The sequence below is a fragment of the Rhodococcus kronopolitis genome (genome assembly GCF_042654025.1).
GTDB lineage: Bacteria > Actinomycetota > Actinomycetes > Mycobacteriales > Mycobacteriaceae > Rhodococcus_G > Rhodococcus_G kronopolitis.
Genome location: NZ_JBHSFO010000015.1, coordinates 48,597 through 75,284, shown reverse-complemented (window position 1 = coordinate 75,284; position 26,688 = coordinate 48,597). Strand labels below are relative to the sequence as shown.

The window sequence follows — 26,688 nt, the reverse complement described above, 5'->3', positions numbered from 1 at the left end:
AGGCGGCGCCCGCCCGCAGTCGTCAGGCGCAGCAGTTCGGGTCGAGGACCAGTCGCAGCGCCTCGAGGGCGTCGCGGTGCGCGCTGTAGTAGACGTTCATGCCGCGGCGGGTGGGCCGGACCATGCCGGCCTTGCGGAGTTGGCCGAGGTGGTGGCTGACCGTCGACTCGGCGAGCCCGACGGCGGCGGCGAGGTCGCAGGTGCACACCTCGCCCGCGCTGTCGGTCAGCAGGATCGACATCAGCTTGATCCGGACCGGGTCCGCGAGCGCCTTCAGGCGCAGCGCGACGTGCAGGGCGGCCTCGTCGGTGATCGGTGCGGCCGAGACGGGTGCGCAGCAGATCGGCGCGGTCACGTCGAGTGTCGGCAGCGTCTTGGGCATGTCCCGATACTGCCACCTACTTGACGTATGTCAAATAAGTGGGCGCCGGCGGGATCCGTGTGCTGCTCGGCGTCGTCGGGTGATGTGCGACTCTGTGGCCGGGCGCGGCCCGATGCGGGCCGGGGTCGATTCGGCGCCCGTCCGCGTCGGGGTACTTCCGGCCGAGGCCTGGGAGAACAATGCGCGAACTCCGCACGGGGGACGGCGCGATGGGCGAGCATGGGCGGCGGAGGCGGCTTCGCGACACGCCCAACCTAATCTTGATTAATTCCAGAAAAGGTGTTGGAGTGTCCATGTGGCCGAGATCGAGCCCCACGCCGCGCGACCCGCTGCGCGGCCGGTCACACCGCCTTCGGATGCAGCTCCGACCGAGGTTCACAGTCCAACGCGGCCGACGCCCACGGGCGCGGCAGGTAAGGAAGGGATCCACAGATGACTCAAGGTAATCCTCAGAACATCTCGGCGACCGACTCGAAGCTGACCACCGCGGTCGGCGCGCCGGTGCCGGACAACCAGAACGTCCAGACCGCCGGCCCGCGCGGCCCGCAGCTGCTGCAGGACGTCTGGTTCCTCGAGAAGCTCGCACACTTCGACCGCGAGGTCATTCCCGAGCGGCGCATGCACGCCAAGGGCTCCGGCGCGTTCGGCACGTTCACCGTAACCAACGACATCACCAAGTACACGAGCGCGAAGATCTTCTCCGAGGTGGGCAAGAAGACCGAGCTGTTCGCCAGGTTCTCCACCGTCGCCGGCGAGCGCGGCGCGGCCGACGCCGAGCGCGACATCCGTGGTTTCGCGGTCAAGTTCTACACCGAGGAGGGCAACTGGGACCTCGTCGGCAACAACACCCCGGTGTTCTTCTTCCGGGACCCGCTGAAGTTCCCGGACCTCAACCACGCCGTCAAGCGTGACCCGCGCACCAACATGCGCAGCGCCAACAACAACTGGGACTTCTGGACGCACCTGCCCGAGGCGCTGCACCAGGTCACCATCGTGATGAGCGACCGCGGCATCCCGTCCTCGTACCGGCACATGCACGGCTTCGGCTCGCACACCTTCAGCTTCATCAACGACGCCGGTGAGCGGTTCTGGGTCAAGTTCCACCACCGCGTCCAGCAGGGCATCGAGAACCTGACCGACGCCGAGGCCGCGGAGCTCGTCGGCAACGACCGCGAGAGCCACCAGCGGGACCTGTTCGACGCCATCGAGCGCGGCGACTTCCCGAAGTGGAAGCTGTGCGTGCAGATCATGCCGGAGGCGGACGCCGCGAAGGTGCCGTACCACCCGTTCGACCTGACCAAGGTGTGGCCGAAGGGCGACTACCCGCTGATCGAGGTCGGGGAGTGGGAGCTCAACCGCAACCCGGACAACTACTTCGCCGAGGTGGAGCAGGCCGCCTTCAACCCGGCGCACGTGGTGCCGGGCATCAGCTTCTCCCCGGACCGGATGCTGCAGGGTCGGCTGTTCTCCTACGGCGACGCGCAGCGCTACCGCCTGGGCGTCAACAACTACCAGATTCCGGTCAACGCGCCGAAGTGCCCGGTCAGCAACTTCCACCGGGACGGCGCCATGCGGGTGGACGGCAACAACGGCGGCGGGCTGCACTACGAGCCGAACAGCTACGGCCGGTGGCAGGAGCAGGCGCAGTACCGCGAACCGGCGCAGGCGGTCGGCGCCGTCGCCGACCACTTCGACTACCGCGCGGACGACAACGACTACTTCTCGCAGCCGCGGGTGCTGTTCAACAACATGAGCGACGAGCAGAAGCAGGTGCTGTTCGAGAACACCGCCCGAAACATCCACGGCATCGACCAGCAGATCATCGATCGGCACATCGAGAACTGCACCGCGTGCGACCCGGCCTACGGCGAGGGCGTCGCGAAGGCGGTCAAGGCGCTCGACTGATCGACGCGTCGGGGTCTCCGGGCCCGACTCCGAGCCGGTAGAGGTGAAGGGCCGCCCGCATTGGTATGCGGGCGGCCCTTCGCGTCGACGTCCCACAGGCGCCTCTCGGCGGATGGTCGCTCGTGGCGACCAATGGGGTGAGGCCCGGGCTACGGTTCTCGGTCTTCAGATTTGCCGACAGTCCGGACTGTTTATCGATAACCTATTCCGTGTGACCCAGAACACTGAACGTGGCCCGCGCACGCAGGCGCAGCGGAGCGCCGTGACCCGGCAGAAGCTGCTCGACGCAGCCATCGCCCTGCTCGTCGAGGTCGGATACGGTCGGACCAGCACCCAGGAGATCACACGCCGTGCGGGGATCTCCCGTGGTGCGCAGCTACACCAATTCCCGACAAAGGAATCGCTGGTGGTCGCGGCCGTCGAGCATCTGATGGAGAAGCGCCTGACCGAGATCCTCGGCGCCCAACCCGATCCTGACCTCGGAATCGAGACCCTCGTTGATGCGTTTTCGGGCCCGCTGTTCTACGCGGCCCTCGAGCTGTGGGTGGCCGCCCGCACCGATCCGGGCCTGCGCGAAGCGATGATCCCGCTTGAGCGCAAGGTCGGTGACGCCCTGCGGCTCGGCAGCGCCGAGGTCATGGGCGAGCGGATGAGCGTCGCCGCCATCGACCTGAGTATCGAACTGGCCCGCGGACTTGCCGTCTCGGCGTTGTTCCGCACTCCCGAATCTGACAGCGAACTCCGCGAGCGCCTGCTCCCGGTCTGGAAGGAGATGGTGATGAAATGACCGACACTTCGAATCCGGATGCGTTGCCGGACCATGTCCGGGTGCTGGTGGTGGGCGCCGGATTTGCCGGCCTCGCGGTCACCGAGCGCATGCTGCGTGATGATCCGGCCGCGGACATCCTGGTCATCGAGCGGGCCGCCGACGTCGGAGGGACGTGGCGCGACAATACCTACCCAGGATGTGCCTGCGATGTCCCCACGGCCCTGTACTCGTTCTCGTTCGCGCCCAGTCCGGACTGGAATCACACCTTCGCCCGGCAGCCCGAGATTCACGCCTACCTGCGGAAGGTTGCTGCCGACAAGGGTATCCGCGATCGGGTACTGACCGGATGCGAGCTGCTCGAAGCGTCGTGGGACAACGGTTCGGCGTTGTGGCGGGTGCGCACCTCGCTGGGTGGGCTCACCGCGCAGGCCCTCGTCGCCGCGACCGGCGCGCTGTCGACGCCTCGGCTGCCGGATGTGCCGGGCATCGGGAACTTCACGGGCGCGATGTTCCACTCGGCCACCTGGGACCACGACTACGACCTGACCGGGAAACGGGTCGCGGTGATCGGGACCGGTGCGTCCGCCGTGCAGTTCGTCCCGGAGATCGCCGATCGGGTGGACCGGCTGACCGTGTTCCAGCGCACCCCCACCTGGGTGATGCCGCGCGGCGACCGCGCCCTCACGAGGCTCGAGAAGCGACTCTATCGGCGTATCCCGCTCACGCAGAAGATCGTTCGGGCCGCCGTTTACACCTGCCGCGAGGGATACGTGCTCGCGATGGCGAAGGCGCCCCGGGTGCTGCCGGTATTCCAACTCCTTGCCAAGGCGCACCTGAGGCGGCAGGTGCCCGACCGGGCACTACGTCACAAGTTGACGCCTACGTTCACGATCACCTGCAAGCGGATACTTTTGTCAAACGACTGGTTGCGGACCCTCGCCCGCGACGACGTGGACCTGGTCGATTCGGGGCTCTCCGAGGTCACCGAAGGGGGGGTCGTCGACGGTGCGGGTAGGGAGACCTTGGTCGACGCGATCATCTTCGCGACCGGCTTCACTCCCACCGAACCTCCTGTGGCACATCAGCTTCGGGGGCGGGATGGGCGGACGCTGGCGCAACACTGGTCGGGCAGCCCGCGGGCGTACCTCGGCACCACCGTCGCCGGGTTCCCCAACCTGTTCCTCATGTACGGGCCGAACACGAATCTCGGGCACAGCTCGATCGTGTACATGCTCGAGGCACAGTCCGCCTACATCAACGGAGCGCTGGCGCACCTCGCCGCCGGTGCCGGGGCCGCCGTCGAGGTCCACCCCGCCGCGCAGGCACGGTACAACGAGCGGATCGCCGACCAGTTGCATGGCACCGTCTGGAACACCGGTGGTTGCTCGAGCTGGTACCTCGACAAGGACGGCCACAATTCGGTCATGTGGCCCACCTTCACCTTTCGATACCGCTCCCGGACAAAGAGATTCGACTCCGAGAACTACCAGACGCGACGTACTGTGCAGGAGTCTGTCGCATGAACGACTATGACGTGATTGTGGTCGGATCCGGCTTCGGGGGCAGTGTGGCAGCACTCCGGCTGACGGAAAAGGGCTACAAGGTCGGGGTGCTCGAGGCCGGACGCCGATTCGCCGACCACGAGCTCCCGAAGACCAACTGGCGGGTCAGCCGCTACTTCTGGGCGCCGCAGCTCGGCATGTACGGCCTGCAACGGCTGCACCTGCTGCCGGATGTCCTGGTGGTCGCCGGCGCCGGGGTCGGGGGCGGTTCGCTCAACTACGCCAATACCCTCTACCAGCCGCCGAAGCGATTCTTCGAGGACCCACAATGGGGCCACATCACGGACTGGCAGGCGGAGCTCGCCCCGTACTACGAGCAGGCGACGCGGATGCTCGGTGTGCGGATGAACCCGAGGATCACGCCGTCCGACCGGATCATGCGGGAGGTAGCCGAGGAGATGGGGGTGGGCGAGACCTTCACCGCGACCCCCGTCGGTGTGTTCTTCGGCCAACCCGGCATGAGCGCACCAGATCCCTACTTCGGGGGGAAGGGACCCGAACGCACCGGCTGCACCGAGTGTGGAAGCTGCATGACCGGCTGCCGGGTGGGCGCGAAGAACACCCTGGTCAAGAACTACCTGTACCTGGCCGAGCGGGCGGGTGCGGTCGTGCACCCGCTTACCACCGTCCGGGAGATCCGGCCGCGGGCAGGCGGAGGCTACGAGGTTCGGACGCGCCGAACCGGCGGGGTGCACAGGCGCGAGACCGTCCTCACCGCGGACCAGGTCGTGGTCGCGGCGGGCACCTTCGGAACCCAGCGGCTCCTGCTGGAGATGCGGGAGTCCGGTGCCCTCCCGCGGCTGTCGGGACGGCTGGGAAGCGTGGTCCGCACCAACTCGGAGGCCGTGCTCGCGGCCACCGCGCGCAGGCGCTCCGAGACCGACTACACCCGCGGTGTCGCCATCACCTCGTCGTTCCATCCGGACGATCACACGCACATCGAACCCGTCCGCTACGGCAAGGGCAGCAATTCGATCGGCCTGATGCAGACCGTGCTCAGCGACGGCGGCGGCAAGGTTGCACGGCCGCTGAAGACGTTGGCGGTCGCTGCGCGGCGCCCCGGGGCGTTCCTGCGTAGCCTGTCCGTGCGGCACTGGTCGGAGCGAACCGTCATCGCGCTGGTGATGCAGACCGACGACAACTCGCTTGAACTCACCCGCACCCGGGGTTTGTTCGGTCGACGTAAGATGACCAGCCGCCGCGGCGCCGGACAGGCGCCGCCGACATGGATTCCTCAGGGGCACAAGGCTATCCGAAGAATCGCCGAGAAGATCGATGGCGACGCCGGCGGGACAGTCTTCGATGTGGTGAACATCCCGATGACCGCCCACTTCCTCGGCGGCTGTGTCATCGGCGATTCCGCCGATGTGGGTGTGGTCGACCCGTACCTGCGGGCCTACGGGCATGACGGACTGCACATCGTCGACGGCTCCGTGATCAGCGCCAACCTCGGCGTCAATCCGTCGCTGACCATCACCGCCCAAGCCGAGCGCGCCATGGCGCTGTGGCCGAACAACGGCGACGTGGATCCGCGGCCTGCGGTTGGTCACGGATACCTCCGCCTCGATCCGGTCGTCCCGGACCACCCTGTCGTTCCTACCGACGCTCCGGGGGCGTTGCGGCTACCCCTCACAGTGAAGAAAGCAGTTGTCAATGTGGAGCGTGCATGAATCTTTTTCGGACCGCACCGACTGGCCGGAAAGCCCGCCGCCGCCGTGGCCCGCGCGGGTGCGTGCCACGCTGTGGTGGCACCGCAGCACCGCCGCGGCCGCGTCGTACGGGCCCGGCGGGCGGACGATCCCGCTGACACTGGCGATGATGGTGGACTACCTGGACTCACCTGTTGGCCCCTACCGGGAGATCCTTGCCAGCCCGGTCCTGCGGGCGCCGGGCCGGGGCGTCGGCGCGCTGCCGGCGATGGCGGTGCCGTTCATCGCCGTCGACTCGGAACCCTCCGTCCACGGCGGCCGGGCGCACTGGCACCTGCCGAAGGTGCTGGCCCGATTCGGCGGTGACGCGCACGCCGGCTTCGAGGCTGTCGGCGACGGCTGGCGGGTGGAGACGGCGGCGAGGCCGCGCGGTCCGCGGCTGCCGATCGCAGGCGCGCTCGGATTCGCCCAGCCGACCGCGGCCGGTGTGCCCGCAGCGGGGTCGGCGCGTTTGCGGGGGCAGTTCCGGTACGCGCGGGTGGCCGTCCGAGCAGACGGGCCGACGATCGGGAATTGGCTCACGTCGTGCACCCATCACGGCATCGTGGTCACGGGACGGATGGTGACCGGGCCAGTGCGCGTGTCATGACACCCGCAACGGCGGAAGTCGTCCGTTCCGCCAGGTCCTGCCTCGGTCGGAGGTGTTGCGTTCGAGAGGGTGACCGGTAGCAGCCTCGGCACTGGGCGACCCGCCGAACGTAGATGAAGGGCCGCCCGCATTGGTACGGGGGCGGCCCTTCGCGTCGACGTCCCACAGGCGCCTCTCGGCGGATGGTCGCTCGTGGCGACTAATGGGGTGAGGCCCGGGGCATGTCCGGACGTCAACGGTCGGTTCAACGGCGTCGCTCGCGGGTTTGTTCCCCGCTCGGGGTTCTGTCGACCCGCTCGTCCCCGAGGCGGCGCGGCATCTCGGGAACGCAGCCCGGCCACCGCCGTGTTTTCTTGACGTGTTCCAGAGAGGGGGGATACTTGACTCATGCAGCACTCAGGTGAGCACTTCGACGCCCCGGCGCAGCTGCGCGCGGTGGGCCTCCGGGTGACGGCCCCACGTGTTGCGGTGCTGAACGCGGTGTCCGCGCAGCCGCATTCCGACGCCGACGGGGTGGCCGCCGCGGTTCGGCGCGAGCTCGGGTCGGTGTCCACCCAGGCGGTGTACGACGTGCTCAGGGCCTGTGTGAACGCCGGGCTCCTCCGCCGGATCGAGCCGGCCGGCTCCCCGGCGCGGTTCGAGACCCGCACGGGCGACAACCACCACCACCTGGTGTGCCGTGGGTGCGGGATCGTCGTCGATGTAGACTGCGTCGTCGGTCACGCGCCCTGTCTGGTGCCCTCCGATCCGCAGGGCTTTGTCGTCGACGAGGCCGAGGTCGTGTTCTGGGGCGCCTGTGCGCACTGCCGGGAATCGGCCGAGACGCATCCGGACCTTGTCGGCGTGCGCCCGGCCGCACCGAGCTAGCCGACTCCGCCACGCGGACCGGGGCCTCCCGGGCGATCGCCCCGAAGCCCGCGCGGACACCTTTCACGTTGGGCGTCAACGCGAAAGGCGACCGCGGTCAGCCGCGGTTCACGGGTCAGGCCAGTGCCCACCAGTAGACGGCGCAGGCGAGCAGGAACACGATCACGGTTTCCATCAGTGTCTTTCCCTCGTTCGTCGGTACTGCCTTCATCATCCCTCACGGACGGTCCATCCGCCCGTACTTGGCCGCCGGGGTTCCGGCCGCCGCGGCGTGAGTGCCCTACTCCATGAAGCGGGCCAGGAACTCGATCAGCAGCCGTTCGGCGACCGGCTCCGGCAGCGCCTCGATCAGCGCCAGCAGTTCGGCCATCGGGCCGTCCAGCCCGTCGCCCGGCGTGAGCCCGACCATGCCGAGGACCGCGGCGCAGTTCTCGCTGGTGAGGTCCTCGGGTCGGATCTGGCCCGCGGCCGCCACGAAGTCCGCCGGGGCGGTGGCGCCGGGCACGCCGCGCACCGAATCCGCGGCGGCGGCGAGGGCGCTGCCGAGTTCGTCGCACACCGACTCGGTCACCGGGGTGACGGTCAGGTGGGTGGTGCGTGGCAGTTCCGTCCCGTCGGACTGGACGCGTCCGGGCTGCGGTTGCAGGACCCAGCCCAGCTCCTTCGCGGCATCCGACCAGCGGTGTGGGTCCACGCGGCGCGACTCCGGAACAGACGGATCGGCGGCGACGGCCAGCAGCGGGCCGACCGGGTCGCCGACCACCCGCAGTCCCTCGATGGCGTCGACGCTCTTGCGGAGTCGTTCGACTGCGACGGCGATCTGCCCGGTCAGCTCCGCGAATCCGCTCCGTCCCAAGGCCTGTGACACCGCCCAGCCGGCGGCGATCGGCATCACGGTCCGCGAGCCCAGGATCGTGGGGTTGACGACGGCGTAGCCGGGCCAGGAGCTGGTGGCGAACCACTGTCGGCGGTGCCGGTCCCGGTCGCGGTAGAGCAGCACCGAGACGCCCTTCGGGGCGTAGCCGTACTTGTGCAGGTCCACCGACAGGCTGGTCACCCCGGGCACCCGCAGGTCCCACGCCGGACGCTCCTCGGCGCCGGGCCACCAGGGCAGCACCCAGGCGCCGATGCAGCCGTCGACGTGCACCGGAACGGACTGCGCGGCACAGATTTCCGCGATCTCCGCGACCGGGTCGAGGGCGCCGTGCGGGTACGACGGCGTCGAGGCCACCACCAGCGCGACGTCCTCGTCCAACGCCGCCGCCACATCCTGCGGACGCAGCCGGCAGGTGTCCGGGTCGACGGGCAGTACCCGCAGGTGCAGGTCCAGGTAGTGCGCGGCCTTGATGAAGGCGGCGTGCGCGGTGGACCCGATCACCAGAGTCGGCCGGTCCTGACGTCCGGTCGCCGCCCGCCAGCTGTCGCGCGCGGACTTCACCGCCAACAGGCAGCTCTCGGTGCCGCCGCTGGTGACGCTGCCGACCACGCCGTCCACGCCGTCGGCGAGCACGGTGCGGGCCAGGGCCACCAGGTCCCGCTCGAGGGCGGCAACGGAGGGGAAGGTGGTGGGGTCGAGCCCGTTGAGCGGCTGCGCCTTCCGGGCGGCGGCGCCTGCCAGGTCGTGCAGCTCGGCGACGCCCGGGTCGTAGACGTAGGAGAGCAGGCGCCCGCCCTCGGTGGGGGCGTCGGCCGCGCGCAGCTCGTCGAGCCGGGCGAGGATCTCGGTGGGGGATTGTTCGAACTGCATCAGTGATTCCTGTTCCGATCTTCGGCGGCGAGACGGTATCCGCGCAGCGCCCACATGCTGGCGGCGACCAGCGCGGCGGGCACCAGCGCGAAGGCGAGCACGATCCCGGTGATCGCGTTGTCGGACTGGGCGGCCGGGAGGTCGCCCACGGACGAGACGAAGCCGGTCGCGGCGAGGACGAGCAGCACCACCGCGGGCCCCAGCGCCATGCCCACCGTCTCGGCGGCCGTCCAGACGCCGCTGAAGGCGCCGGCCCGGACGGCGCCGTCGGTGCGCGCCTCGTGGTCGCTGATCACGTCCGGCAACATCGACATCGGCAGCATCTGCATTCCGGCGTAGCCGATTCCGGCGAGCGCCACCACCGCGTACACCCAGCCGCCGGCGCCGGAGAGCAGTCCGAGCAGGGCCAGCGCGGCAACCAGGAACAGCCCGGAGGCGAGGAAGAAGGTGCGCTGCTTGCCCCACCGGCGGACCAGCTTCGTCCACAGCGGCATCACCGCGACCGCGGGTCCGACCAGGGCGACGAACAGGAACGAGACCGAGTTCTCGTTGCCGAGCACGTAGGTGGCCACGTACTGCGCAGCGCCGAGCATGCATCCGGTCGCCAGTGCCTGCAGCACGAAGGTGCCGAGCAGGAACCGGAACGCGGAGCTCGAGCGAACCGCTGCCAGGCTGTCGGAGACGCCGTGTGCGGCGGTCGAGTCGACGGTGCTCGCGGGACCGCGAGGGGCGATCCGCCAGCTCGCCAGCATGCCGAGGCCGAGCAGCAGCCCGGCGACGACGCCCATCACCAGGTATCCCGATCGTCCGTCGCCGCCGAGTTCGCGCAGCGCCGGGCCGCCGGCGCCGAACAGCAGGATCGCGACCCCCAGCAGCGCGACTCGCCAGGACATCAGCCGGGACCGCTCGTGGTAGTCGTCGGTCAGCTCCGCCGGCAGCGCGATGTACGGCACCTGGAAGAGGCTGAACGCGATGGCGGACGCGATGAAAGCCGCACCCACCCAGAGACATCCGACGAGTGCCGAGGTGCCCGCAGGCACCGCGAAGGTGAGCGCGAAGAACACCGGGAGGGTCAGCGCGCCGAGCAGCAGGAAACGTCGACGGGTGCCGGTGCGCGCGGCCTCGGCGTCGCTGCGAGCCCCGATCAGCGGGTTGATCAGCATGTCGAGCGCCTTCGGCGCGAACACCACCACGCTGGCCGCGGCGGCCGCCACCCCGAGGGTGTCGGTGAGGTAGTAGGCGAGGACCAGCCCGGGCAGGGTGGCGAATCCGCCGGTGCCGACCGAGCCGAGGGAGTACCCGGCCACGGTCGATCGGCTGAGCCGCGGGACGGCGAGAGTCATTCGGCCAACATAGGACATGGGCGGGCCTTCCGAGCGGAGTTGGCGAATGGGAATCCGGGGCCGAGCAGCGTGAATGGTCCACCCCCGCACGGCGAACGCCCCCCACCGTCGCGGTGAGGGGCGTTCGTCATGGTGTTGTCAGGACATGCGCGGAACTAGGAACCGAAGATGCTCCCGAGCTGTCCCAGCGAGCCCGTGCCGCCGGGGTTGGTGCCGCCGCCGGAGACGGTGACCGTGGAGGCGGCCGAGGTCGACTCCTTCATTCCCGACGCGCCGCTGTAGACGGCGGTGATGTGCCGGTCGCCGGTGAGGGCGAAGGCGTGCGACAGGGTCGCCTGTCCGTCGACCACGTCCACGGCGGTGCCGAGTGCGGTGGCGCCGTCCATGAAGGTGACGGTGCCGGTGGTGACCGCGTCACCGGCCTGGGTCTTGACGGTCGCGGACAGGTTCACCGCGTCACCCTTGGTGGCGGTCGCCGGCGCGGTCAGCGTGGTGACCGTGTCGAGCTCGACCGGTGCCGGGTCGGTGACGTTGACCGAGGACGCCTGGGCGGTGGAGCCGTGGAACGTCGCGGAACCGCTGTAGACGGCGCCGACGTTGTACGCGCCGCTGGCGGCGAAGGTGTGGTCGAGCTTCGCGCCGCCGTCGACGAGGGAGATCGCGCCGCCGACGTTGCTGCCGTTGATCGTGAACTGGACGGTGCCGCCGACGGCGGGGTTGTTGTCGCCGTCCTTGACCAGGGCGAAGAGCTGGACCTGGTCTCCGGTGGTGGCCTCACCCGGGACGTTCATGGTGGTGGTGGTGTCGGCAACGACGACGTCCGTGGAGACCTCGACGTTGGCGGCTGCCGAGGTGGACGTGCGGTTGGTGGCGTCACCGGAGTAGACGGCGGTGATGTTGTGCGTGCCGTCGGTGGTGAAGGTGTGGTTCAGCGTTGCGGTGCCGTTGTTGACTGCGATGGCGCCGCCCATGTTGTCGGTGCCGTCCTTGAACTGGACGGTGCCGGTCGCATCGCTCGGGGCGACGGTGGCGGTGAGGTCGACGGCGGTGCCGGTCTTGGCGGTGCCGGGGACGTTCAGCGTGGTGGTGGTGTCGACGATGACCGGGTCCGTGGAGACGTCGACGGTGGAGGCTGCCGAGGTGGACGTGCGGTTGGTGGCGTCACCGGAGTAGACGGCGGTGATGGAGTGTGCGCCGTTGGCGGTGAAGGTGTGGTTCAGCGTCGCGGTGCCGTTGTTGACTGCGATGGCGCCGCCGATGTTGTCGGTGCCGTCCTTGAACTGGACGGTGCCGGTCGCATCGCTCGGGGCGACGGTGGCGGTGAGGTCGACGGCGGTGCCGGTCTTGGCGGTGCCGGGGACGTTCAGGGTGGTGGTGGTGTCGACGATGACCGGGTCCGTGGAGACGTCGACGGTGCCGGCAGCGGAGGTGCTGGTGGCGAAGCCTTCGGCGCCGCTGTAGACGGCGGTGATGGAGTGTGCGCCGTTGGCGGTGAAGGTGTGGTTCAGCGTCGCGGTGCCGTTGTTGACTGCGATGGCGCCGCCGATGTTGTCGGTGCCGTCCTTGAACTGGACGGTGCCGGTGGCGCCGGCGGGGGCGACGGTGGCGGTGAGGTCGACGGCGGTGCCGGTCTTGGCGGTGCCGGGGACGTTCAGCGTGGTGGTGGTGTCGACAACGTTGACCGACACGTCGACGGCGGAGGCCGCCGAGGTGGACGGACGGTTGGTGGCGTCACCGGAGTAGACGGCGGTGATGGAGTGCGCACCGGTCGTGGTGAAGGTGTGGTTCAGCGTCGCGGTGCCGTTGTTGACTGCGATGGCGCCGCCGATGTTGTTGGTGCCGTCCTTGAACTGGACGGTGCCGGTGGCGCCGGCGGGGGCGACGGTGGCGGTGAGGTCGACGGCGGTGCCGGTCTTGGCGGTGGCCGGGACGTTCAGGGTGGTGGTGGTGTCGACGATGACCGGGTCCGTGGTGACCTGGACGTTGGAGGCTGCCGAGGTGGACGTGCGGTTGGTGGCGTCACCGGAGTAGACGGCGGTGATGTTGTGTGCGCCGTTGGTGGTGAAGGTGTGGTTCAGGGTCGCGGTGCCGTTGTTGACGGGCACTGCGCCGCCGATGTTGTTGGTGCCGTCCTTGAACTGGACGGTGCCGGTGGCGCCGGCGGGGGCGACGGTGGCGGTGAGGTCGACGGCGGTGCCGGTCTTGGCGGTGCCGGGGACGTTCAGCGTGGTGGTGGTGTCGACGATGACCGGGCCCGGGTCGCTCACCGTGATGGTGGCCAGCGGGCCGGCGCCTGCGTTCAGCGCGCTGCCCTGCGCGTCGCGCGGCGTGCAGCGGGTGGGAGCCCACTGAGTGCCGCCGAGGAAGGTTGCCCTCGGCAGGAAGCTGTAGTAGTTCATGTCGTTGTTGTAGTTGCCGGCGTTGCCCGCGGTGCGAACCTTGGGGGTGATCACGCCGGGTGCGCCTGCCACCACTGTCACGTCGACGGCGGGCAGGCGGAACCAGCTGTCACCGCTGGTGCCGTTGCCGTTGAGATCCTTCTTCAGCTTGGGTGCGCGGATGCCGCCCTCACTGTTGGTGCTCGAGGACGGGCCGTTGGCGATGGTCTGGTTGCTGCCGGACAGTCGGAGGACGTTTCCGGATCCGTTCGCGTTGCCGGTGTCGTCCACTCGGAGCACGCTCGGTGCGGCGCCGTCCAGGTTGGTGCCTGTGCCGACGACGGCCGCACTGACGAACGTGGAGTTGGCGGGGATCTCGTAGTCGACCTTCAGTCGCGAGACGTTGGTGGTGGTGGCACCGGACTCGCTGTTGGGGTAGGACGCCCCACCCGGCTGGATGCGGTAGGTGAACGTCTCGCCGGGAGCAACCGTGGCGGGCGCGTCGACCGTCATCGAGGTGTCGGCCACCTTGTGGACGGTGAGCACGGCCGAGGCCTGGCAGGAGTTCTTGTAGGACGTGGTCGTGGGCGCAGCGCCGGCCGGACTGCCGACCAGCATCATTCCGGCGACAACCGCTGCACTCGTGACCGGTACGGCAACACGCCGCACGTTGGATCTCGACATGGAATCTCCTTGCGCTCGGCGTGGGGATGGCCGCGCCGCACATCGGGGGTGGGTGAAATTCACCACACTTTCTCACCTCGAAACAGAACTCGTTGCAGTTATCTGAAATTACAGACAAGTTACCGAACGGTATTAGAGATGGCGTTGAACCCGCAGCTGGGGAGAGGTGCCGCCGGATGGGGGTCAAACGCTACCGGTTCTCGTTGCCGCCATTCGGCGGTTCGTTCTGCAACGAGTTCGCGTCGACCTGTGGATTTGATCCGGGGGCCGGTGTGGTCGTGGGGTCGATTCGGGCATGTGGGCGGTGTCGGCTGCGGGCGCTGATGTCGGTGGTCGCCGTTGGCGTCGGGCCATGCGAATCAAGATGTGTGGAGTCCATGTCGTCGATCCGGCGACGGCGTTCGCGTTCTACCGCGACGTCCTGGGCTTCGAGGAGCTGATGGCCGTCCCGGAGTACAACCTGTACATCGTGCGGTCGCCGCAGGATCCCGACGGCGTCGGCCTGCTGCTCGAGCCCAGCGACAACCCGGTCGCCGAGGCGTATCGCAGGGGTGTCTACGAGCAGGGCCTGCCGGTCGTCGTGTTCGGCACCCCGGACGTGCGGGCGGAGTACGAGCGGCTGTCCGCGCTGGGGGTGTGGTTCACCGGCGAGCCCACCTCGGACCAGTCCGGCACCTCGGCGGTCTTCGACGACACCTGCGGAAACCTGATTCAGATTCACCAGGACGAGTGACGGGCGCGGTTCCTGCCGGGTCGCGGCTCGCGAAAGAGTCCTGAAACAGCGAAGGCGCCATCCGAATGAATCGGATGGCGCCTTCGAGCACTGTCGGGGTGGCGGGATTTGAACCCACGACCTCTTCGTCCCGAACGAAGCGCGCTACCAAGCTGCGCCACACCCCGTGCCCTGCTCACTGCCGTTGTTTTGGCAGCCAGCGAAGTCTAGCGCACGACTGCCGCAGAACGCGAAACGCCTGGTAGAACCCCCTGTTTGGGCCCTCTGGAGGGTGATGCGACCAGGGTCAGCAGGGTCGCCTCCGGACGGCAGCAGAACCGGGCCGGGGCGTACGGGGAGGTGCCGACGCCGGCGGACACGTGCAGGCGCATGTGGGCGCCCCACTGCGACGGTCCCTTGACCCGGGACCGGTCGAGCTGGCAGTTGGTCACCAGTGCGCCGTAGAACGGCAGGCACAACTGTCCACCGTGTGTGTGGCCGGCGAGCACCAGGTCGTACCCGTCGTCGGCGAACCGGTCCAGTACCCGCGGCTCCGGCGAGTGGGTGATGCCCAGGCGCAGGTTCGCCATCGGGTTCGGCCGACCGGCGATGGTGTCGTAGCGGTCGCGCTTGAGGTGCGGGTCGTCGACGCCGGCGGTTGCGATGCGGACACCGGCGACCTCGAGCTCGCGACGGGTGTGTGTCACGTCCAGCCAGCCGCGCTCGGTGAATGCCGCGCGCAGGTCCTTCCAGGGCAGCGGCTCGCCGTGCGTGCGCTTGTGTTCCTTCTCGAAGTACTTGAACGGGTTCTTCGGCTTCGGTGCGAAGTAGTCGTTGCTGCCGAAGACGAACAGGCCCGGCCGGGCGAGCAGGCTGCCGAGCGACTGCACGACCGCGGGCACCGCCCGCTGGTGCGAGAGGTTGTCGCCGGTGTTCACCACCAGGTCCGGGTCCAGCCGCTCGAGTTCGCGCAGCCAGTTCTGCTTGAGCTTCTGCCCGGGCATCATGTGCAGGTCGCTGATGTGCAGCACCCGCAGCGAGGGGGAGCCCGGTTCGAGCACCGGCAGGGTGGCCTCACGCAGGGCGAACGCGTTGCGCTCGATCAGCGAGGCGTATCCGATGCCGAGCACCGCTGCCCCGGCCATGCCGGCTGCGGTTCCGCGGAGGACGTTGCGAGGGTTGTCAAACACCACTAAAGGATACGCAGCAGACGCAATCGGGATGCGGGTCGCTGCTCGAGGCGCGTAGCGTTCGGCACCATGTCCGACTCCACAGCCAGCCTCAAGAGCACCCTCCGCGCCGACCTGACGACCTCGATGAAAGCCAAGGACGCGTTGCGGACCCAGACCCTGCGAATGCTCATTGCCGCAGTCCAGAAGGAGGAGGTCGCGGGCAAGGAGGCACGCGAGCTCACCGACGACGAGGTGGTCAAGGTGTTGGCCAAGGAGTCGAAGAAGCGCGGCGAGTCAGCGGAGATCTACACCGAGAACGGCCGCGGCGAGCTGGCCGCAAAGGAACGCGCCGAGGCGCAGATCATCGACGAGTACCTGCCGACCCCGCTCACCGATGCCGAACTGGCGGACATCGCGGACACCGCGATCGCCCAGGTCGCGGAGGAGTTGGGGGAGCGTCCCGGCGTCCGTCAGATGGGCCAGGTCATGAAGGCCGCGTCCGCGCTCGCGGCAGGCAAGGCGGACGGCTCCCGGATCTCCAAGGCGGTCAAGGACCGGCTGTAGCCGGCAGACCCGCCACACACGCCCGCCCGGGTGCGGAGAGGATGTCCCCTCCGCACCCGGGCGGTGTGATTTCCGGCCGAACCCGCCGGAGGCGACGGGGTCGGGTCAGCGGGGTGTCGGCAGGGTGATCGGCGGCAGCCCCGGCAGTTCGATAGTCGCCGGGGCGTCGGCCCCGGGTGCGGGTGCGGGGGCGGCCGTCTTCTTGGCCGTTCCGTCACTGACGAAGAGCGTGATCGCCGAGCCCGGGACCGCGAGTCCCGACGGCGACGTGCTCATCGCCGTGCCGCGGGCGCTCTCGCCGGAGGTCGACACCGCGTTCACCGTGAACCCCGACGCCTTCAGCGCCGCGGTCGCCTGCGACTGGCCCATGCCCGCAACCTCGGGAACCTGTGCATTCTGCGATCCACGCTGGTACTTGGGGTCGATCGGCGGCAGCGAGCTGGGCCCGAAGTCGTTGATGATCGGTGACATTGTCAGGTACCACGCGCGGGCGGGCTCGGTACCACCGAAGACATTGCCGTCGCTGCACTGGCGCAGCGGCGAGGTGCAGATCTCCCGGGGCGTCGGCGAGTCCGCGTACACGTACACGCTGGCCGCGATGTTGTTGGTGAAGCCGAGGAACGCCGAGGACATGTGCGACTCGGTGGTGCCCGTCTTGCCGGACATCGGCAGGGTCCAGCCGACCGATCCGGCGGCGCCGGCGGAGGTGCCGCCCGGCTGGTCGTCCTTGCTCATGGCGTTGGCCAGCGTGTCCGCCAGGCCGGGGTCAACCACCTGCTCGCAGGCCTGCTGGGTGACCGGAACCGGCTTGCCGGTGCGGTCGGTGATCGAGTCGATCGGGGTCGGCGGGCACCACTTGCCGTGCGAGGCCAGGGTGGCCGCCACGTTCGACAGTTCTAGTGGGTTGATCCAGGTGGGGCCCAGGGTGAACGAGCCCAGGTTCTGCTGCTTCTGCATGTCGGCAAGGGACAGGCCGTCGCCGTAGCCGGACGTTCCGGGCTGCGCGTACGAGCGCATGCCCAGCCGCACCGCCATGTCGACGGTCGGCGTCACGCCCACCGACTCGATGAGCTTGACGAACGCGGTGTTCGGCGACTGTGCCAGCGCGTCGGTGACGGACAACGCCGGCGGGTACTTGCCGGCGTTCTCGACGCAGTAGGTGGCGGCCGGGCAGCCCTTGGCGCCACCGTTGCCCAGGCCCTTGACGTCGACCCGGCCGGGTACCTGCAGGATCGCGTTGGTGCCGAGCCCCTTCTCCATTGCCGCGGCGGTGGTGAAGATCTTGAAGATCGAGCCGGCGCCGCTGCCGACGAGGGAGTACGGCTGCGGCTGGACGGTCTCGTTGATCTCGCCGTTGAGGCCGTAGTTGCGGCTGCTGCTCATCGCGAGCACCCGGTGCTGGTCCTGGCCCGGCTGGACGACGTTCATCACCTGGGCGACGCCCTCGACGGTCGGGCTCGCGGTGGCGGTCAGCGCGCTGTGTGCCGAGTTCTGCACCTTCGGGTCGAGGGTGGTCTTGATCAGGTAGCCGCCGCGTTCGACCTCTTCGCGACTGATCCCGGCGTTGGTCAGGTACTGCAGGGCGTAGTCGCAGAAGAAGCCCCGATCGCCGGCCGCGATGCAGCCGCGGGGCAGGGTCTGCGGCTCCGGCAGCACGCCGAGGGGCGCTTCCTTGGCGTCCCGGATCTCGTCGGCACGGTCCGGGATGTTCGCGATCATCGTGTCCAGGACGGTGTTTCGTCGCTCGAGCACGCCGGCGGCGTTGGTGTACGGGTTCAGCGCGGAGCTGGACTGAACCATGCCGGCCAGCATGGCGGACTGGGTCAGGTTCAGGTCCTTGGCGTCCACCCCGAAGTAGGTGCGGGCGGCGTCCTGGATGCCGAACGACGCGTTGCCGAACGGCACCAGGTTCAGGTACCGGGTGAGGATCTCGTCCTTGGTCAGCTTCTTGTCCAGCGTCAGCGCCATCCGGATCTCACGGATCTTGCGTGCCGGGGTGGTCTCGATGGCGGCGCGACGTTCGGCGTCGGTCTTGGCCACGACCAGCAGCTGGTAGTTCTTCACGTACTGCTGGTCGATGGTGGACGCGCCCTGCTGGACCTGGCCGCTGGTGGTGTTGGTGAGGAAGGCGCGCACCGTGCCCTGCCAGTCCACGCCCTGGTGATCCGCGAAACGGCGGTCCTCGACCGAGACGATGGCCAGCTTCATGTCGTTGGAGATCTTGTCGCTGGGCACCTCGAACCGGCGCTGCTCGTAGAGCCACGCGATCGGGTTGCCCGCGATGTCGACCATCGTCGAGACCGCGGGGACGTCGCCCTCGATGAGTTCGGCGGAGACGTTGTCCACGGCGTCGGCGGCCCGGTTCGACGCGATTCCGAACCCGCCGGCCAACGGGAACATCACGCCGGCAAGCAGCACCCCGGCGAGGGCGGAGCATCCGGCGAGCTTCGCGACTGTCTTTGCGATTGACACTCCGACAGAGTACGTGGCCCCGCGGACGGGTTGGCCCCGAGCGAGGCCCGCGTCGGCCGGCGGGCGACGATGCGGGTAGCTGAAGATTCGCCAATGGCGAGGATCCGGGCCGGCCATCGTGGGCCGAAACCGACCTGGATGGACGTCCGTACCAAAAAAGTGCACGCAGCACCTTGCGCAAACCGTTGTACATTGCCTAAATTAGGAGTCGGTGTGATTCACGTAACACCGGTTAGGGAATGTGGCGTGACTCGCTCTGGTAGGGCGGTTACGCGCATCCGGAGCGTCAGCAGGTGCGACGCTCGTACTGCAGGAGGGGCAGAAGATGACCGTGACAGTTCCGGGTAACCGGCTCGACGTCGAAGAGGCTGAGGCTCGAATTGCGTGGGTTACCCAGGCACGATGCCGAGCCGTCGACCCTGATCAGCTGTTCGTCCGCGGCGCGGCGCAGCGCAAGGCGGCCACGATCTGTCGGCACTGCCCGGTGCTCATGCAGTGCGGAGCGGACGCGCTGGACAACCGCGTGGAAGTTCGGTGTCTGGGGCGGGATGACCGAGCGTCAGCGTCGCGCGCTGCTCAAGCAGCACCCCGAGGTCGAGTCCTGGGCGGACTTCTTCGAGGCGCAGCGCCACCAGGCCTCTGTCGTCTGATCGGTCTAATTTCTGCCGTCCGTACGGACGTATTCTCTGCCGCTGGCCGGGCTCCCTACCGGGATCCCGGCCAGCAGGCTTTTCGGGGGGGTCCGGGCGGGTGAGCCGGGTGCGTCTTCCTTTCGTCGTCATCCGCCGTCGCCCCCGCCGTAAAGTCGGAAGTCTGCGAAATCGAATCCCGGAACCACGACGCAGCTGACAAGTACGGGTTCGTTCCCGGCCGGTCGCGCCCGCTGCCAGTGCCCTGCCGGCACCACGAACTGCGGGGCCGCGCCGGCGAGGAAATCGGCGCCGAGGAGGTGCTCGGTGGCCGGACCCGGCTCGGCGGCGTCGCCGCCGAGATCGAGCCGCAGTTGGCCGCCGCGGTGCCAGAACCAGATCTCGTCGCCGCGGACGGTGTGCCAGGACGACTGCTCGCCGGGCATCAGGAGAAACATGATGGCGGTACCGGCCGCGCGGGCGTCTGGATAGTCGTTCGGCAGGGACTCCGTCGGAACGGTGATCCCGCTCCGCCAGGTCTCCCGGTACCAGCCGCCCTCCGGGTGAGGGGCGAGGGTCAGGGCGCGCGCCCAGTCCGGTGATTCCGCCATGGCTGTGATCCTCGCAGCGGCGGCGGCCGATTGTCCGGAGATAGGTATTGCATGACGGTCACGACCGTGTCTCGATTGTGTACCGCCACCCGACCGCAGACAGATGACCAGTGCTGATGCGAAATCACGGTTGTATGCTTGCCGATAGGCAATCAAATCGGGAGGTGCGTCCCATGTCGAGAACGCTCTCGGAGGACGAGGTCACCAGACTCAAGATCGCGATGGCCCGGATCTCGCGGTTCGTCGATCGGAGGGTGTCGGGGGACGGGTTGACCCGCACCCAGCTCTCGGTGCTCGGCACCGTCGCCCGATGCGGCCCGATCCGGGCGACCGCGCTGGCGGAAGCGGAGGGACTCAACCCCACCATGCTTTCGCGCGTCATCGGCAAACTCGAGGCTGACGGATTGCTGGCCCGCTCGCCGGACGTCGCCGACCGGCGGGCGGTGCAGGTGCGGGTGACCGAGTTCGGCGCGGAACTGCACCAGCGTCTGCGGCGCGATCGGACCAGGCTCTTTGCCGACGGACTCGCCGGTTTGCCCGAGTCGCAGGCCGACGCCATCGTCGCCGCGTTGCCCGCGATCGAGGCGCTCGTCGGCCAGATGGGCGCGCCCGCCGGGCCCGTGCCGCCGCGCCGGCCCGACCGCGAGCGTCTGGAGTTCCGGTGACCGTGCTGGCCGGCGTGCGGCGGGACACCTTCGCGGCCCTGGCCAGTCCCAACTTCCGTCGCTACTTCGGCGGCCAGGCGATCTCGATGGTCGGTACCTGGATGCAGGCCGTCGCGCAGGCGTGGCTGGTGCTGCAACTGACCGGATCCGGCACCGCGCTCGGATTCGCGGTGGCCCTGCAGACCCTGCCCGTGCTGGTGTTCGGTCCGTACGGCGGAGTCGTCGCCGACCGCCTGGACAAACGCCGGCTGATGATCGGCCTGCAGACGATGATGGGCGTGCTGGCCCTGATCCTGGGCCTGCTGACGGTCACGCACACGGTCACCCTCTGGCAGGTGTACGTCCTTGCGTTCCTGCTCGGCATGAACAACTGCTTCGAGAACCCGGCGCGACAGGCCTTCGTGCTCGAGATGGTCGGACCGGAGGATCTGCGCAACGCGGTCAGCCTGAACTCGGTGCTGGTCAACGCGGCTCGCGCGATCGGACCGGCCGTCGCCGGCGTGGTGATCGCGACCGGCGGGCTCGGGGTGTGCTTCCTGCTCAACGCCCTGAGCTTCGTGGCCGTCGTGGTCTCGTTGCTGCGCCTCGACGTTGCCACCCTGCGCCCGTCACCGCCGGTGCCGCGGAGCCCCGGCCAGCTGCGGGCCGGCCTCGCCTACGTCGGCCGCACCCAGGAACTGCTGATCCCACTGCTGATGATGGCACTGGTCGGCGCGCTGGCCTACGAGTTCCAGGTGGTGCTGCCGGTGCTGGCGCAACAGAACTTCGGCGGCACCGCCGAGGTGTACGGCTTCATGACCGCGGCGATGGGCGCGGGCGCGGTGGTCGGCGGGCTCTACGTCGCGGCCCGGGGCCGGACCGGGGTGCGGGCGCTGGCGACGTCCGCCGCGCTGTTCGGTGTGCTGATCGCGGTCGCCGCCGTCGCCCCCACGCTCTGGCTCGAGCTGGTCGCGCTGGCGTTCGTCGGCGCGGCCAGCGTCGGCTTCCTGGCCACCGGCAACAGCACCCTGCAGCTGGGGGCGGAGCCGACCATGCGGGGGCGGGTGATGGCGTTGTGGTCGGTCGCGTTCCTCGGTTCGACTCCGATCGGCGGCCCGATCGCCGGCTTCGTCGCGGAGGAGTTCGGCGGCCGGGCGGCGCTCGCGATGGGCGCGGGGTCGTGCCTGGTCGCTGCGGGGCTCGCGCTGCTGGTCGTGCGCGGCCGGGAGGCGGCCGCACCGGAACCCGTCCCCGACGGGGCCTGAACCGCCGCGGTCAGACCTGTCCGGTGAGCTGGTCGGCGACCGCCCGCAGGGCCTCGAGATCGGACACCTCGAACGGCAACGACGGCACCCCGACGACGGGGACCCGCGGATGCGCCTTGGAGAACCGGCCGAGCATCCGCAGTTCCCGCTGCGCGGTCCGCGCACGTTCGGCGTGGATCCGCAGGACCGCGGCGGTCAGCTGGTGCTCCCCGGACTCCCGGAGCTGGTCCGCTGCCGCCACCGCGTGGTCGGCCGACAACGAGCTGAGCGTCGGGTGGGTGCGGTTGAGCACCAGCCCGGCCAGCGGCATGCCGTCGGTGGCGAGCCTCTCGACGAAGAACGAGGCCTCCCGCAACGCGTCGGGTTCCGGCGAGGCGACCACCATGAAGTGGGTGCCGTCGGCCCGCAGCAGCTCGTAGGTCCGGCTGGCGCGTTCGCGGAACCCGCCGAACATCGACTCGAAGGACTGGACGAACGCGGACGCGTCGGTGAGCATCTGGCTGCCGACGACGGTGTTCACCGCCTTCAGGGCCAGGCCCATCGCGCCGGTCACCAGACGGCCGATCCCGCGCCCCGGGGCCGAGAGCATCCGGATCATCCGACCGTCCAGGAAGGCGCCGAGTCGCTGCGGGGCGTCGAGGAAGTCCAGCGCGTTGCGTGACGGCGGGGTGTCGACGACCACCAGGTCCCACTGGTCGCTGGCGGCGAGCTGGCCGAGCTTCTCCATCGCCATGTACTCCTGCGTGCCGGAGAACGAGGTGGCCACGGTTTGGTAGAAGGGGTTCGCCAGGATCTGCTTTGCCTTCTCCGGCGAGGAGTGCTCGAGCACCATGTCGTCGAAGGTGCGGCGCATGTTCAGCATCATCGCGTGCAGCTCGCCCGTCGCGCCCTCGCCGAGTTTCACCGGCTGCGGGGTGTTGTCGAGGTCCTGGACGCCGAGCGCCTGCGCAAGCCGTCGGGCCGGGTCGATGGTGAGGACCACGACGCGGCGCCCCTGCTCGGCCGCCCGCAGCGCCATCGACGCGGCGGTGGTGGTCTTGCCGACGCCGCCGGACCCGCAGCAGACCACGATCCGGGACTTCGGGTCGGCGAGGATGCTGCCGACGTCGAGCTTGGCGGTCACCGGACACCCTGTTCGGCCAGCTGCTCGGCGAGCTCGTACAACCCGCCGAGGTCGACGCCGTCGGTCAGCGCGGTCAGGTGCAGGCGGGCGACGTCCAGCTTGTCGAGGCTCTCGGCGCTCTCGTCCTGGGCCCGCAGGGTGGACGCGTTCTCGATGGTCTCCGCCAGCAGTCCGGCGAAGTCCGCGTCGGACAGCGTGATGCCCGTGGCGGTGAGGCCGTCGCGCACGGCGGCGGCGTCGATGACGCCGTCGGCCGCGTCGGCCATCGCCTTGGTGGGCAGGTAGGCCGTCGCGCTGCGGTTGACGATCACCGCGCCGATCCGCAGGTCCGCGGCCTCGAGCTCCTGCGCCGCCTCCGTCGTCTCCTGCACGGGCAGCGCCTCGAGCAGCGTCACCAGGTGCACCAGCGTCTCGTCCGAGTGCAGCAGCCGCACCACTCCTTCGGACTGGGAGTGCACCGGTCCGCCCTTGGCCAGGTCCGCCATCGCCTTCGTCACGTCCAGGAAGCTACCGATCCGGCCGGTCGGCGGCGAGTCCACCACCACCATGTCGTACACCGGAACCCCCGACTTGTCGGTGCGGATGACGCACTCCTTGATCTTGCCGGTGATCAGGACGTCGCGCAGGCCGGGTGCCAGGGTGGTCGCGAACTCGACGGCCCCGATCCGGCGCATCGCGCGACCGGCGAAGCCCAGGTTGTAGAACATGTCGAGGTACTCGAGGAACGCGGTCTCGATGTCGAGCGCGAGCGCGAACACCTCGCCGCCGCCGTCGGCGACCGCGATCTTGGTCTCCGCCGCCGGCAGTGGCGCCAGGTCGAACTGATGCGCAATGCCCTGTCGGCCTTCGACTTCGACGAGCAGCACCCGCCGCCCACCGGCGGCCAGCGCCAGGGCCAGCGCCGCCGCGACGGTCGACTTTCCGGTACCGCCCTTGCCCGAGACAAAGTGCAGCCGCGCCTTGTCCGCCTTGGCCGGCCATTCGAATGCGGGTGTGTTCGCAGGTGCTGCCACCCCCGGAGCCTATAAGTCGGGGTGCGGCGGTGCTCCGGTACCGCTGTCGTGTGTCCGGGGGCACTAGGCTCTCAGTCATGAGCGAATTGACTACCTGGGAATATGCCACCGTTCCCCTGCTGACCCATGCCACCAAGGCGATCCTCGACCAGTGGGGCGCCGACGGCTGGGAACTGGTTTCGGTGCTGCCCGGCCCGACCGGCGAACAGCATGTGGCGTACCTGAAGCGCCCGAAGGGCTGACCGCGATGGGACAGTGGAAGGCGCGCCTGGCGGAGCTGGGCATCGAGCTGCCTGCGGTGGCGGCCCCCGTCGCCGCGTACGTCCCGGCGGTCCGGACCGGCGACCTCGTCTACACCTCGGGGCAGCTCCCGTTCGTCGACGGTGCACTGCCGCTGACCGGGAAGGTCGGCGGCCCGGTCGACGCGGACCAGGCGAAGGCCGCGGCCCGGACCTGTGCGCTCAACGCGCTGGCCGCGATCGACGCGCTGGTCGGTCTCGATTCCGTCGTGCGGATCGTCAAGCTCGTCGGGTTCGTGGCGTCGGCCGACGGCTTCACCGGTCAGCCCGGCGTCATCAACGGGGCGTCGGAGCTGATGGGTGAGATCTTCGGCGACGCAGGCGTGCACGCCCGCTCCGCCGTCGGAGTGGCCGAGCTCCCGCTCGCCGCGCCGGTCGAGGTCGAGGTCATCGTCGAGGTTCGCTGACCCGCCCGAGTTCTTCCGAACACGCTGCGAGACCGGGCTGCCCGTACGGGCAGCCCGGTCTCGCTTTGTATGGTGAGGCCATGACCCCCGCACATCCGGCGTACGCGCAGCTACGACAGGTCACCGACATCGCGGCAGTGATGTTGGAGGACAACCCCGGGATGATGACGCTCGACGGGACCAACACCTGGATCCTGCGCGCACCGGGCCGCGAGGAATGTGTGGTGATCGACCCCGGCGACGCGGACGAGGAACACCTGCTGCGGGTCGCCTCGGTCGGTCCGGTCGCCCTGACCCTGATCACCCACCGGCACCGCGATCACACCGGCGGAATCGACCGGTTCGTCGAGCTGACCGGGTCCCCGGTGCGGGCCGTGTCCCCGGAGTTCCGGCGGCGCACGGACGCCGGCCTGCCCGACGGCGAACTCATCGAGGAGGTGGGCCTCGCCATCCGGGTGCTGCGCACCCCCGGGCACACCCTCGACTCGACGTCGTTCGTGATCGAGGGCGAGGGATCGGTGCTGACCGGGGACACCATCCTCGGCCGGGGCACCACCGTCCTGGACTCGACGGACGGCGACCTCGGCGACTACCTGGCCTCGCTCCGGTCGTTGATCGATCTCGGCACCGGCCGAACCGTGCTCCCCGGTCACGGCCCGGACCTGCCGGACCTGCAGACCGTCGCCCAGCAGTACCTCGACCACCGGGAGCAGCGGCTGGACCAGGTCCGCGCCGCACTGGACGCGTTGGGCCCGGGCGCCACGGCGCGGACGGTCGTCGAGCACGTGTACTCCGACGTCGACGAGAGCCTGTGGCCGGTCGCCGAGCAGTCCGTTCGGGTGCAGTTGGACTACCTGCGGCGCTGACCTTGCCTTTCCGGGACCGGTGCGCGAGCGTGGAACTCGGTGTTCCCGCGAACCGAGGAGCTCGGAGATGACCGACTACGGACGCCCGCTGCAGTTCGGCATGTTCCCCACCCCGGAGTCGAGCCGGGCCGAGGGGGTCCTCGACCTCGTCGAGATGGCCGACGAGGAGGGACTGGACCTCGTCGGGATCCAGGACCACCCGTATCAGAAGGACTTCCTCGACACCTGGTCGCTGATGGGTTTCGCGCTGGCCCGGACCACCAGAATTCGGGTGTTCCCCGACGTGGCCTGCCTGCCGTTGCGGCCCCCGGCGGTGATGGCGAAGGCGGCCGCGAGCCTGGACGTGCTGTCCGGCGGACGGTTCGAACTGGCGCTCGGCGCCGGCGCCTTCTGGTCGGCCATCACCGCGATGGACGGGCCCGAGCGCACGCCGGGGGAGGCGGCGGGCGCGCTGTCGGAGGCCGTCGACGTGATCCGCCTGATGTGGTCCGGCGAGCGGTCCGTGCAATACGAGGGCGCCCACCACCGGTTGGCCGGGGTCCACCCGGGCCCGCGGCCCGCTCACGACATCGGGATCTGGCTCGGGGTCGGCGGTCCACGGATGCTCGGGGTGCTCGGTCGCAAGGCCGACGGCTGGGCGCCGTCGAACAGCTACTTCCCGCCGCCGACGCTGCCCGCCATGCACGCGCGGATCGACGAGTCCGCGACGGCCGCCGGTCGCGACCCCGCCGACATCCAGCGGATCTACAACGTCTTCGGGACCATCGCCGACGGCCCGGGCGGCGGCTTCCTGGGCGGCCCGGTCGGGCAGTGGGTCGAGGAACTGACCGGGCTGGTCGTCGAGACCGGCATGGACACCTTCGTCTTCGGTGCGGAGGGCGACGACCCGCACCAGCACCGCCGGTGGGCGGTCGAGGTGGTGCCCGCGGTGCGGGAGGCGGTCGCCCGGCACCGTGCCTGAGTCCCGGTCGGGCCG

At 69.5% G+C, this 26,688-nt stretch carries 23 protein-coding genes, 1 tRNA gene and 1 pseudogene; 15 read left to right on the top strand and 10 right to left on the bottom strand.

Annotated features, from left to right (window positions below; all coding sequences use genetic code 11):
- Window positions 1–22 precede the first annotated feature (22 nt).
- A complete protein-coding gene (locus ACFO6S_RS19890; RefSeq protein ID WP_378419708.1) occupies window positions 23–382 on the bottom strand; it encodes an Rv2640c family ArsR-like transcriptional regulator in 360 nt (119 codons plus the stop codon).
- A gap of 432 nt (window positions 383–814) precedes the next feature.
- On the opposite strand from ACFO6S_RS19890, the gene ACFO6S_RS19885 reads away from it, so the two are divergent.
- From ACFO6S_RS19885 to ACFO6S_RS19860, 6 genes are all read left to right on the top strand, one after another.
- Entirely contained in the window at window positions 815–2,287 is a 1,473-nt protein-coding gene (locus tag ACFO6S_RS19885; RefSeq protein ID WP_378419707.1) for a catalase, read from the top strand.
- Between the two features lie 211 nt (window positions 2,288–2,498).
- Window positions 2,499–3,074: a TetR/AcrR family transcriptional regulator gene (locus ACFO6S_RS19880; protein WP_378419706.1), complete on the top strand. Its 576-nt coding sequence runs from the start codon at window positions 2,499–2,501 to the stop codon at window positions 3,072–3,074.
- The gene (locus tag ACFO6S_RS19875) at window positions 3,071–4,579 is read left to right on the top strand and encodes a flavin-containing monooxygenase (protein ID WP_378419705.1); all 1,509 of its coding nucleotides are present in this window, start codon (window positions 3,071–3,073) and stop codon (window positions 4,577–4,579) included. Before ACFO6S_RS19880 ends, ACFO6S_RS19875 begins: the two co-directional genes overlap by 4 nt.
- Complete coding sequence (locus ACFO6S_RS19870; protein WP_378419704.1) at window positions 4,576–6,288, top strand: GMC oxidoreductase; 1,713 nt, start codon at window positions 4,576–4,578, stop codon at window positions 6,286–6,288. The genes ACFO6S_RS19875 and ACFO6S_RS19870 overlap by 4 nt, the downstream gene beginning before the upstream one ends.
- On the top strand, window positions 6,272–6,916 hold the full coding sequence (locus ACFO6S_RS19865) for a hypothetical protein (protein WP_378419703.1): 645 nt from the start codon (window positions 6,272–6,274) through the stop codon (window positions 6,914–6,916). Before ACFO6S_RS19870 ends, ACFO6S_RS19865 begins: the two co-directional genes overlap by 17 nt.
- A gap of 387 nt (window positions 6,917–7,303) precedes the next feature.
- Window positions 7,304–7,783, top strand: coding sequence for a Fur family transcriptional regulator (locus ACFO6S_RS19860; RefSeq protein ID WP_378419702.1), 480 nt, complete (start codon window positions 7,304–7,306; stop codon window positions 7,781–7,783).
- Between the two features lie 280 nt (window positions 7,784–8,063).
- Here the strand turns inward: ACFO6S_RS19860 and ACFO6S_RS19855 are convergent, their stop codons facing one another.
- The 3 genes from ACFO6S_RS19855 to ACFO6S_RS19845 all read right to left on the bottom strand — a co-directional run bounded on the left by ACFO6S_RS19855 (window position 8,064) and on the right by ACFO6S_RS19845 (window position 13,935).
- Complete coding sequence (locus ACFO6S_RS19855) at window positions 8,064–9,530, bottom strand: pyridoxal phosphate-dependent decarboxylase family protein (RefSeq protein WP_378419701.1); 1,467 nt, start codon at window positions 9,528–9,530, stop codon at window positions 8,064–8,066.
- Window positions 9,530–10,873, bottom strand: a complete 1,344-nt coding sequence (locus ACFO6S_RS19850) for an MFS transporter (RefSeq protein ID WP_378419700.1) — start codon at window positions 10,871–10,873, stop codon at window positions 9,530–9,532. The genes ACFO6S_RS19855 and ACFO6S_RS19850 overlap by 1 nt, the downstream gene beginning before the upstream one ends.
- A 155-nt stretch (window positions 10,874–11,028) precedes the next feature.
- On the bottom strand, window positions 11,029–13,935 hold the full coding sequence (locus ACFO6S_RS19845) for a beta strand repeat-containing protein (protein ID WP_378419699.1): 2,907 nt from the start codon (window positions 13,933–13,935) through the stop codon (window positions 11,029–11,031).
- A gap of 352 nt (window positions 13,936–14,287) precedes the next feature.
- Here ACFO6S_RS19845 and ACFO6S_RS19840 point away from each other — a divergent pair, with 352 nt between their 5' ends.
- Complete coding sequence (locus ACFO6S_RS19840; RefSeq protein ID WP_378419698.1) at window positions 14,288–14,668, top strand: VOC family protein; 381 nt, start codon at window positions 14,288–14,290, stop codon at window positions 14,666–14,668.
- A gap of 93 nt (window positions 14,669–14,761) precedes the next feature.
- On the opposite strand, the gene ACFO6S_RS19835 is transcribed toward ACFO6S_RS19840, so the two are convergent.
- Both ACFO6S_RS19835 and ACFO6S_RS19830 read right to left on the bottom strand, forming a co-directional pair.
- Window positions 14,762–14,835, bottom strand: a tRNA-Pro gene (locus ACFO6S_RS19835).
- A gap of 39 nt (window positions 14,836–14,874) precedes the next feature.
- Window positions 14,875–15,792: a metallophosphoesterase gene (locus tag ACFO6S_RS19830; protein ID WP_378419949.1), complete on the bottom strand. Its 918-nt coding sequence runs from the start codon at window positions 15,790–15,792 to the stop codon at window positions 14,875–14,877.
- A 114-nt stretch (window positions 15,793–15,906) separates the two neighbouring features.
- Here ACFO6S_RS19830 and ACFO6S_RS19825 point away from each other — a divergent pair, with 114 nt between their 5' ends.
- The gene (locus ACFO6S_RS19825) at window positions 15,907–16,383 is read left to right on the top strand and encodes a GatB/YqeY domain-containing protein (protein ID WP_378419697.1); all 477 of its coding nucleotides are present in this window, start codon (window positions 15,907–15,909) and stop codon (window positions 16,381–16,383) included.
- 105 nt (window positions 16,384–16,488) lie between these two features.
- Here the strand turns inward: ACFO6S_RS19825 and ACFO6S_RS19820 are convergent, their stop codons facing one another.
- Entirely contained in the window at window positions 16,489–18,855 is a 2,367-nt protein-coding gene (locus ACFO6S_RS19820; RefSeq protein WP_378419696.1) for a penicillin-binding protein, read from the bottom strand.
- Between the two features lie 325 nt (window positions 18,856–19,180).
- On the opposite strand from ACFO6S_RS19820, the pseudogene ACFO6S_RS19815 reads away from it, so the two are divergent.
- A pseudogene (locus ACFO6S_RS19815) lies at window positions 19,181–19,505 on the top strand (WhiB family transcriptional regulator).
- A gap of 128 nt (window positions 19,506–19,633) precedes the next feature.
- On the opposite strand, the gene ACFO6S_RS19810 reads toward ACFO6S_RS19815, so the two are convergent.
- The gene (locus ACFO6S_RS19810) at window positions 19,634–20,095 is read right to left on the bottom strand and encodes a cupin domain-containing protein (protein ID WP_378419695.1); all 462 of its coding nucleotides are present in this window, start codon (window positions 20,093–20,095) and stop codon (window positions 19,634–19,636) included.
- 173 nt (window positions 20,096–20,268) lie between these two features.
- Here ACFO6S_RS19810 and ACFO6S_RS19805 point away from each other — a divergent pair, with 173 nt between their 5' ends.
- The gene (locus ACFO6S_RS19805) at window positions 20,269–20,760 is read left to right on the top strand and encodes a MarR family winged helix-turn-helix transcriptional regulator (RefSeq protein WP_378419694.1); all 492 of its coding nucleotides are present in this window, start codon (window positions 20,269–20,271) and stop codon (window positions 20,758–20,760) included.
- A complete protein-coding gene (locus ACFO6S_RS19800; RefSeq protein WP_378419693.1) occupies window positions 20,757–22,004 on the top strand; it encodes an MFS transporter in 1,248 nt (415 codons plus the stop codon). Before ACFO6S_RS19805 ends, ACFO6S_RS19800 begins: the two co-directional genes overlap by 4 nt.
- A 10-nt stretch (window positions 22,005–22,014) precedes the next feature.
- On the opposite strand, the gene bagB is transcribed toward ACFO6S_RS19800, so the two are convergent.
- Together bagB and bagA are read right to left on the bottom strand one after the other, a co-directional pair.
- Complete coding sequence (bagB, locus tag ACFO6S_RS19795) at window positions 22,015–23,127, bottom strand: ATPase BagB (RefSeq protein ID WP_378419692.1); 1,113 nt, start codon at window positions 23,125–23,127, stop codon at window positions 22,015–22,017.
- Window positions 23,124–24,140 (bottom strand): ATPase BagA, encoded by a 1,017-nt coding sequence (gene bagA / locus ACFO6S_RS19790; protein WP_378419691.1) that lies wholly within the window; start codon window positions 24,138–24,140, stop codon window positions 23,124–23,126. Before bagA ends, bagB begins: the two co-directional genes overlap by 4 nt.
- A 77-nt stretch (window positions 24,141–24,217) precedes the next feature.
- Between bagA and ACFO6S_RS19785 the strand changes: the two genes are divergently transcribed.
- The 4 genes from ACFO6S_RS19785 (at window position 24,218) to ACFO6S_RS19770 (ending at window position 26,673) form a co-directional block, all read left to right on the top strand.
- The gene (locus ACFO6S_RS19785; RefSeq protein ID WP_378419690.1) at window positions 24,218–24,382 is read left to right on the top strand and encodes a DUF4177 domain-containing protein; all 165 of its coding nucleotides are present in this window, start codon (window positions 24,218–24,220) and stop codon (window positions 24,380–24,382) included.
- A gap of 5 nt (window positions 24,383–24,387) precedes the next feature.
- Window positions 24,388–24,846 carry a RidA family protein gene (locus ACFO6S_RS19780; protein WP_378419689.1) on the top strand — a complete coding sequence of 153 codons (459 nt, stop codon included), beginning with the start codon at window positions 24,388–24,390 and terminating at the stop codon, window positions 24,844–24,846.
- Window positions 24,847–24,926: 80 nt separating this feature from the next.
- The gene (locus ACFO6S_RS19775; protein WP_378419688.1) at window positions 24,927–25,712 is read left to right on the top strand and encodes an MBL fold metallo-hydrolase; all 786 of its coding nucleotides are present in this window, start codon (window positions 24,927–24,929) and stop codon (window positions 25,710–25,712) included.
- A 67-nt stretch (window positions 25,713–25,779) separates the two neighbouring features.
- Complete coding sequence (locus tag ACFO6S_RS19770; protein ID WP_378419687.1) at window positions 25,780–26,673, top strand: LLM class flavin-dependent oxidoreductase; 894 nt, start codon at window positions 25,780–25,782, stop codon at window positions 26,671–26,673.
- Window positions 26,674–26,688 lie beyond the last annotated feature (15 nt).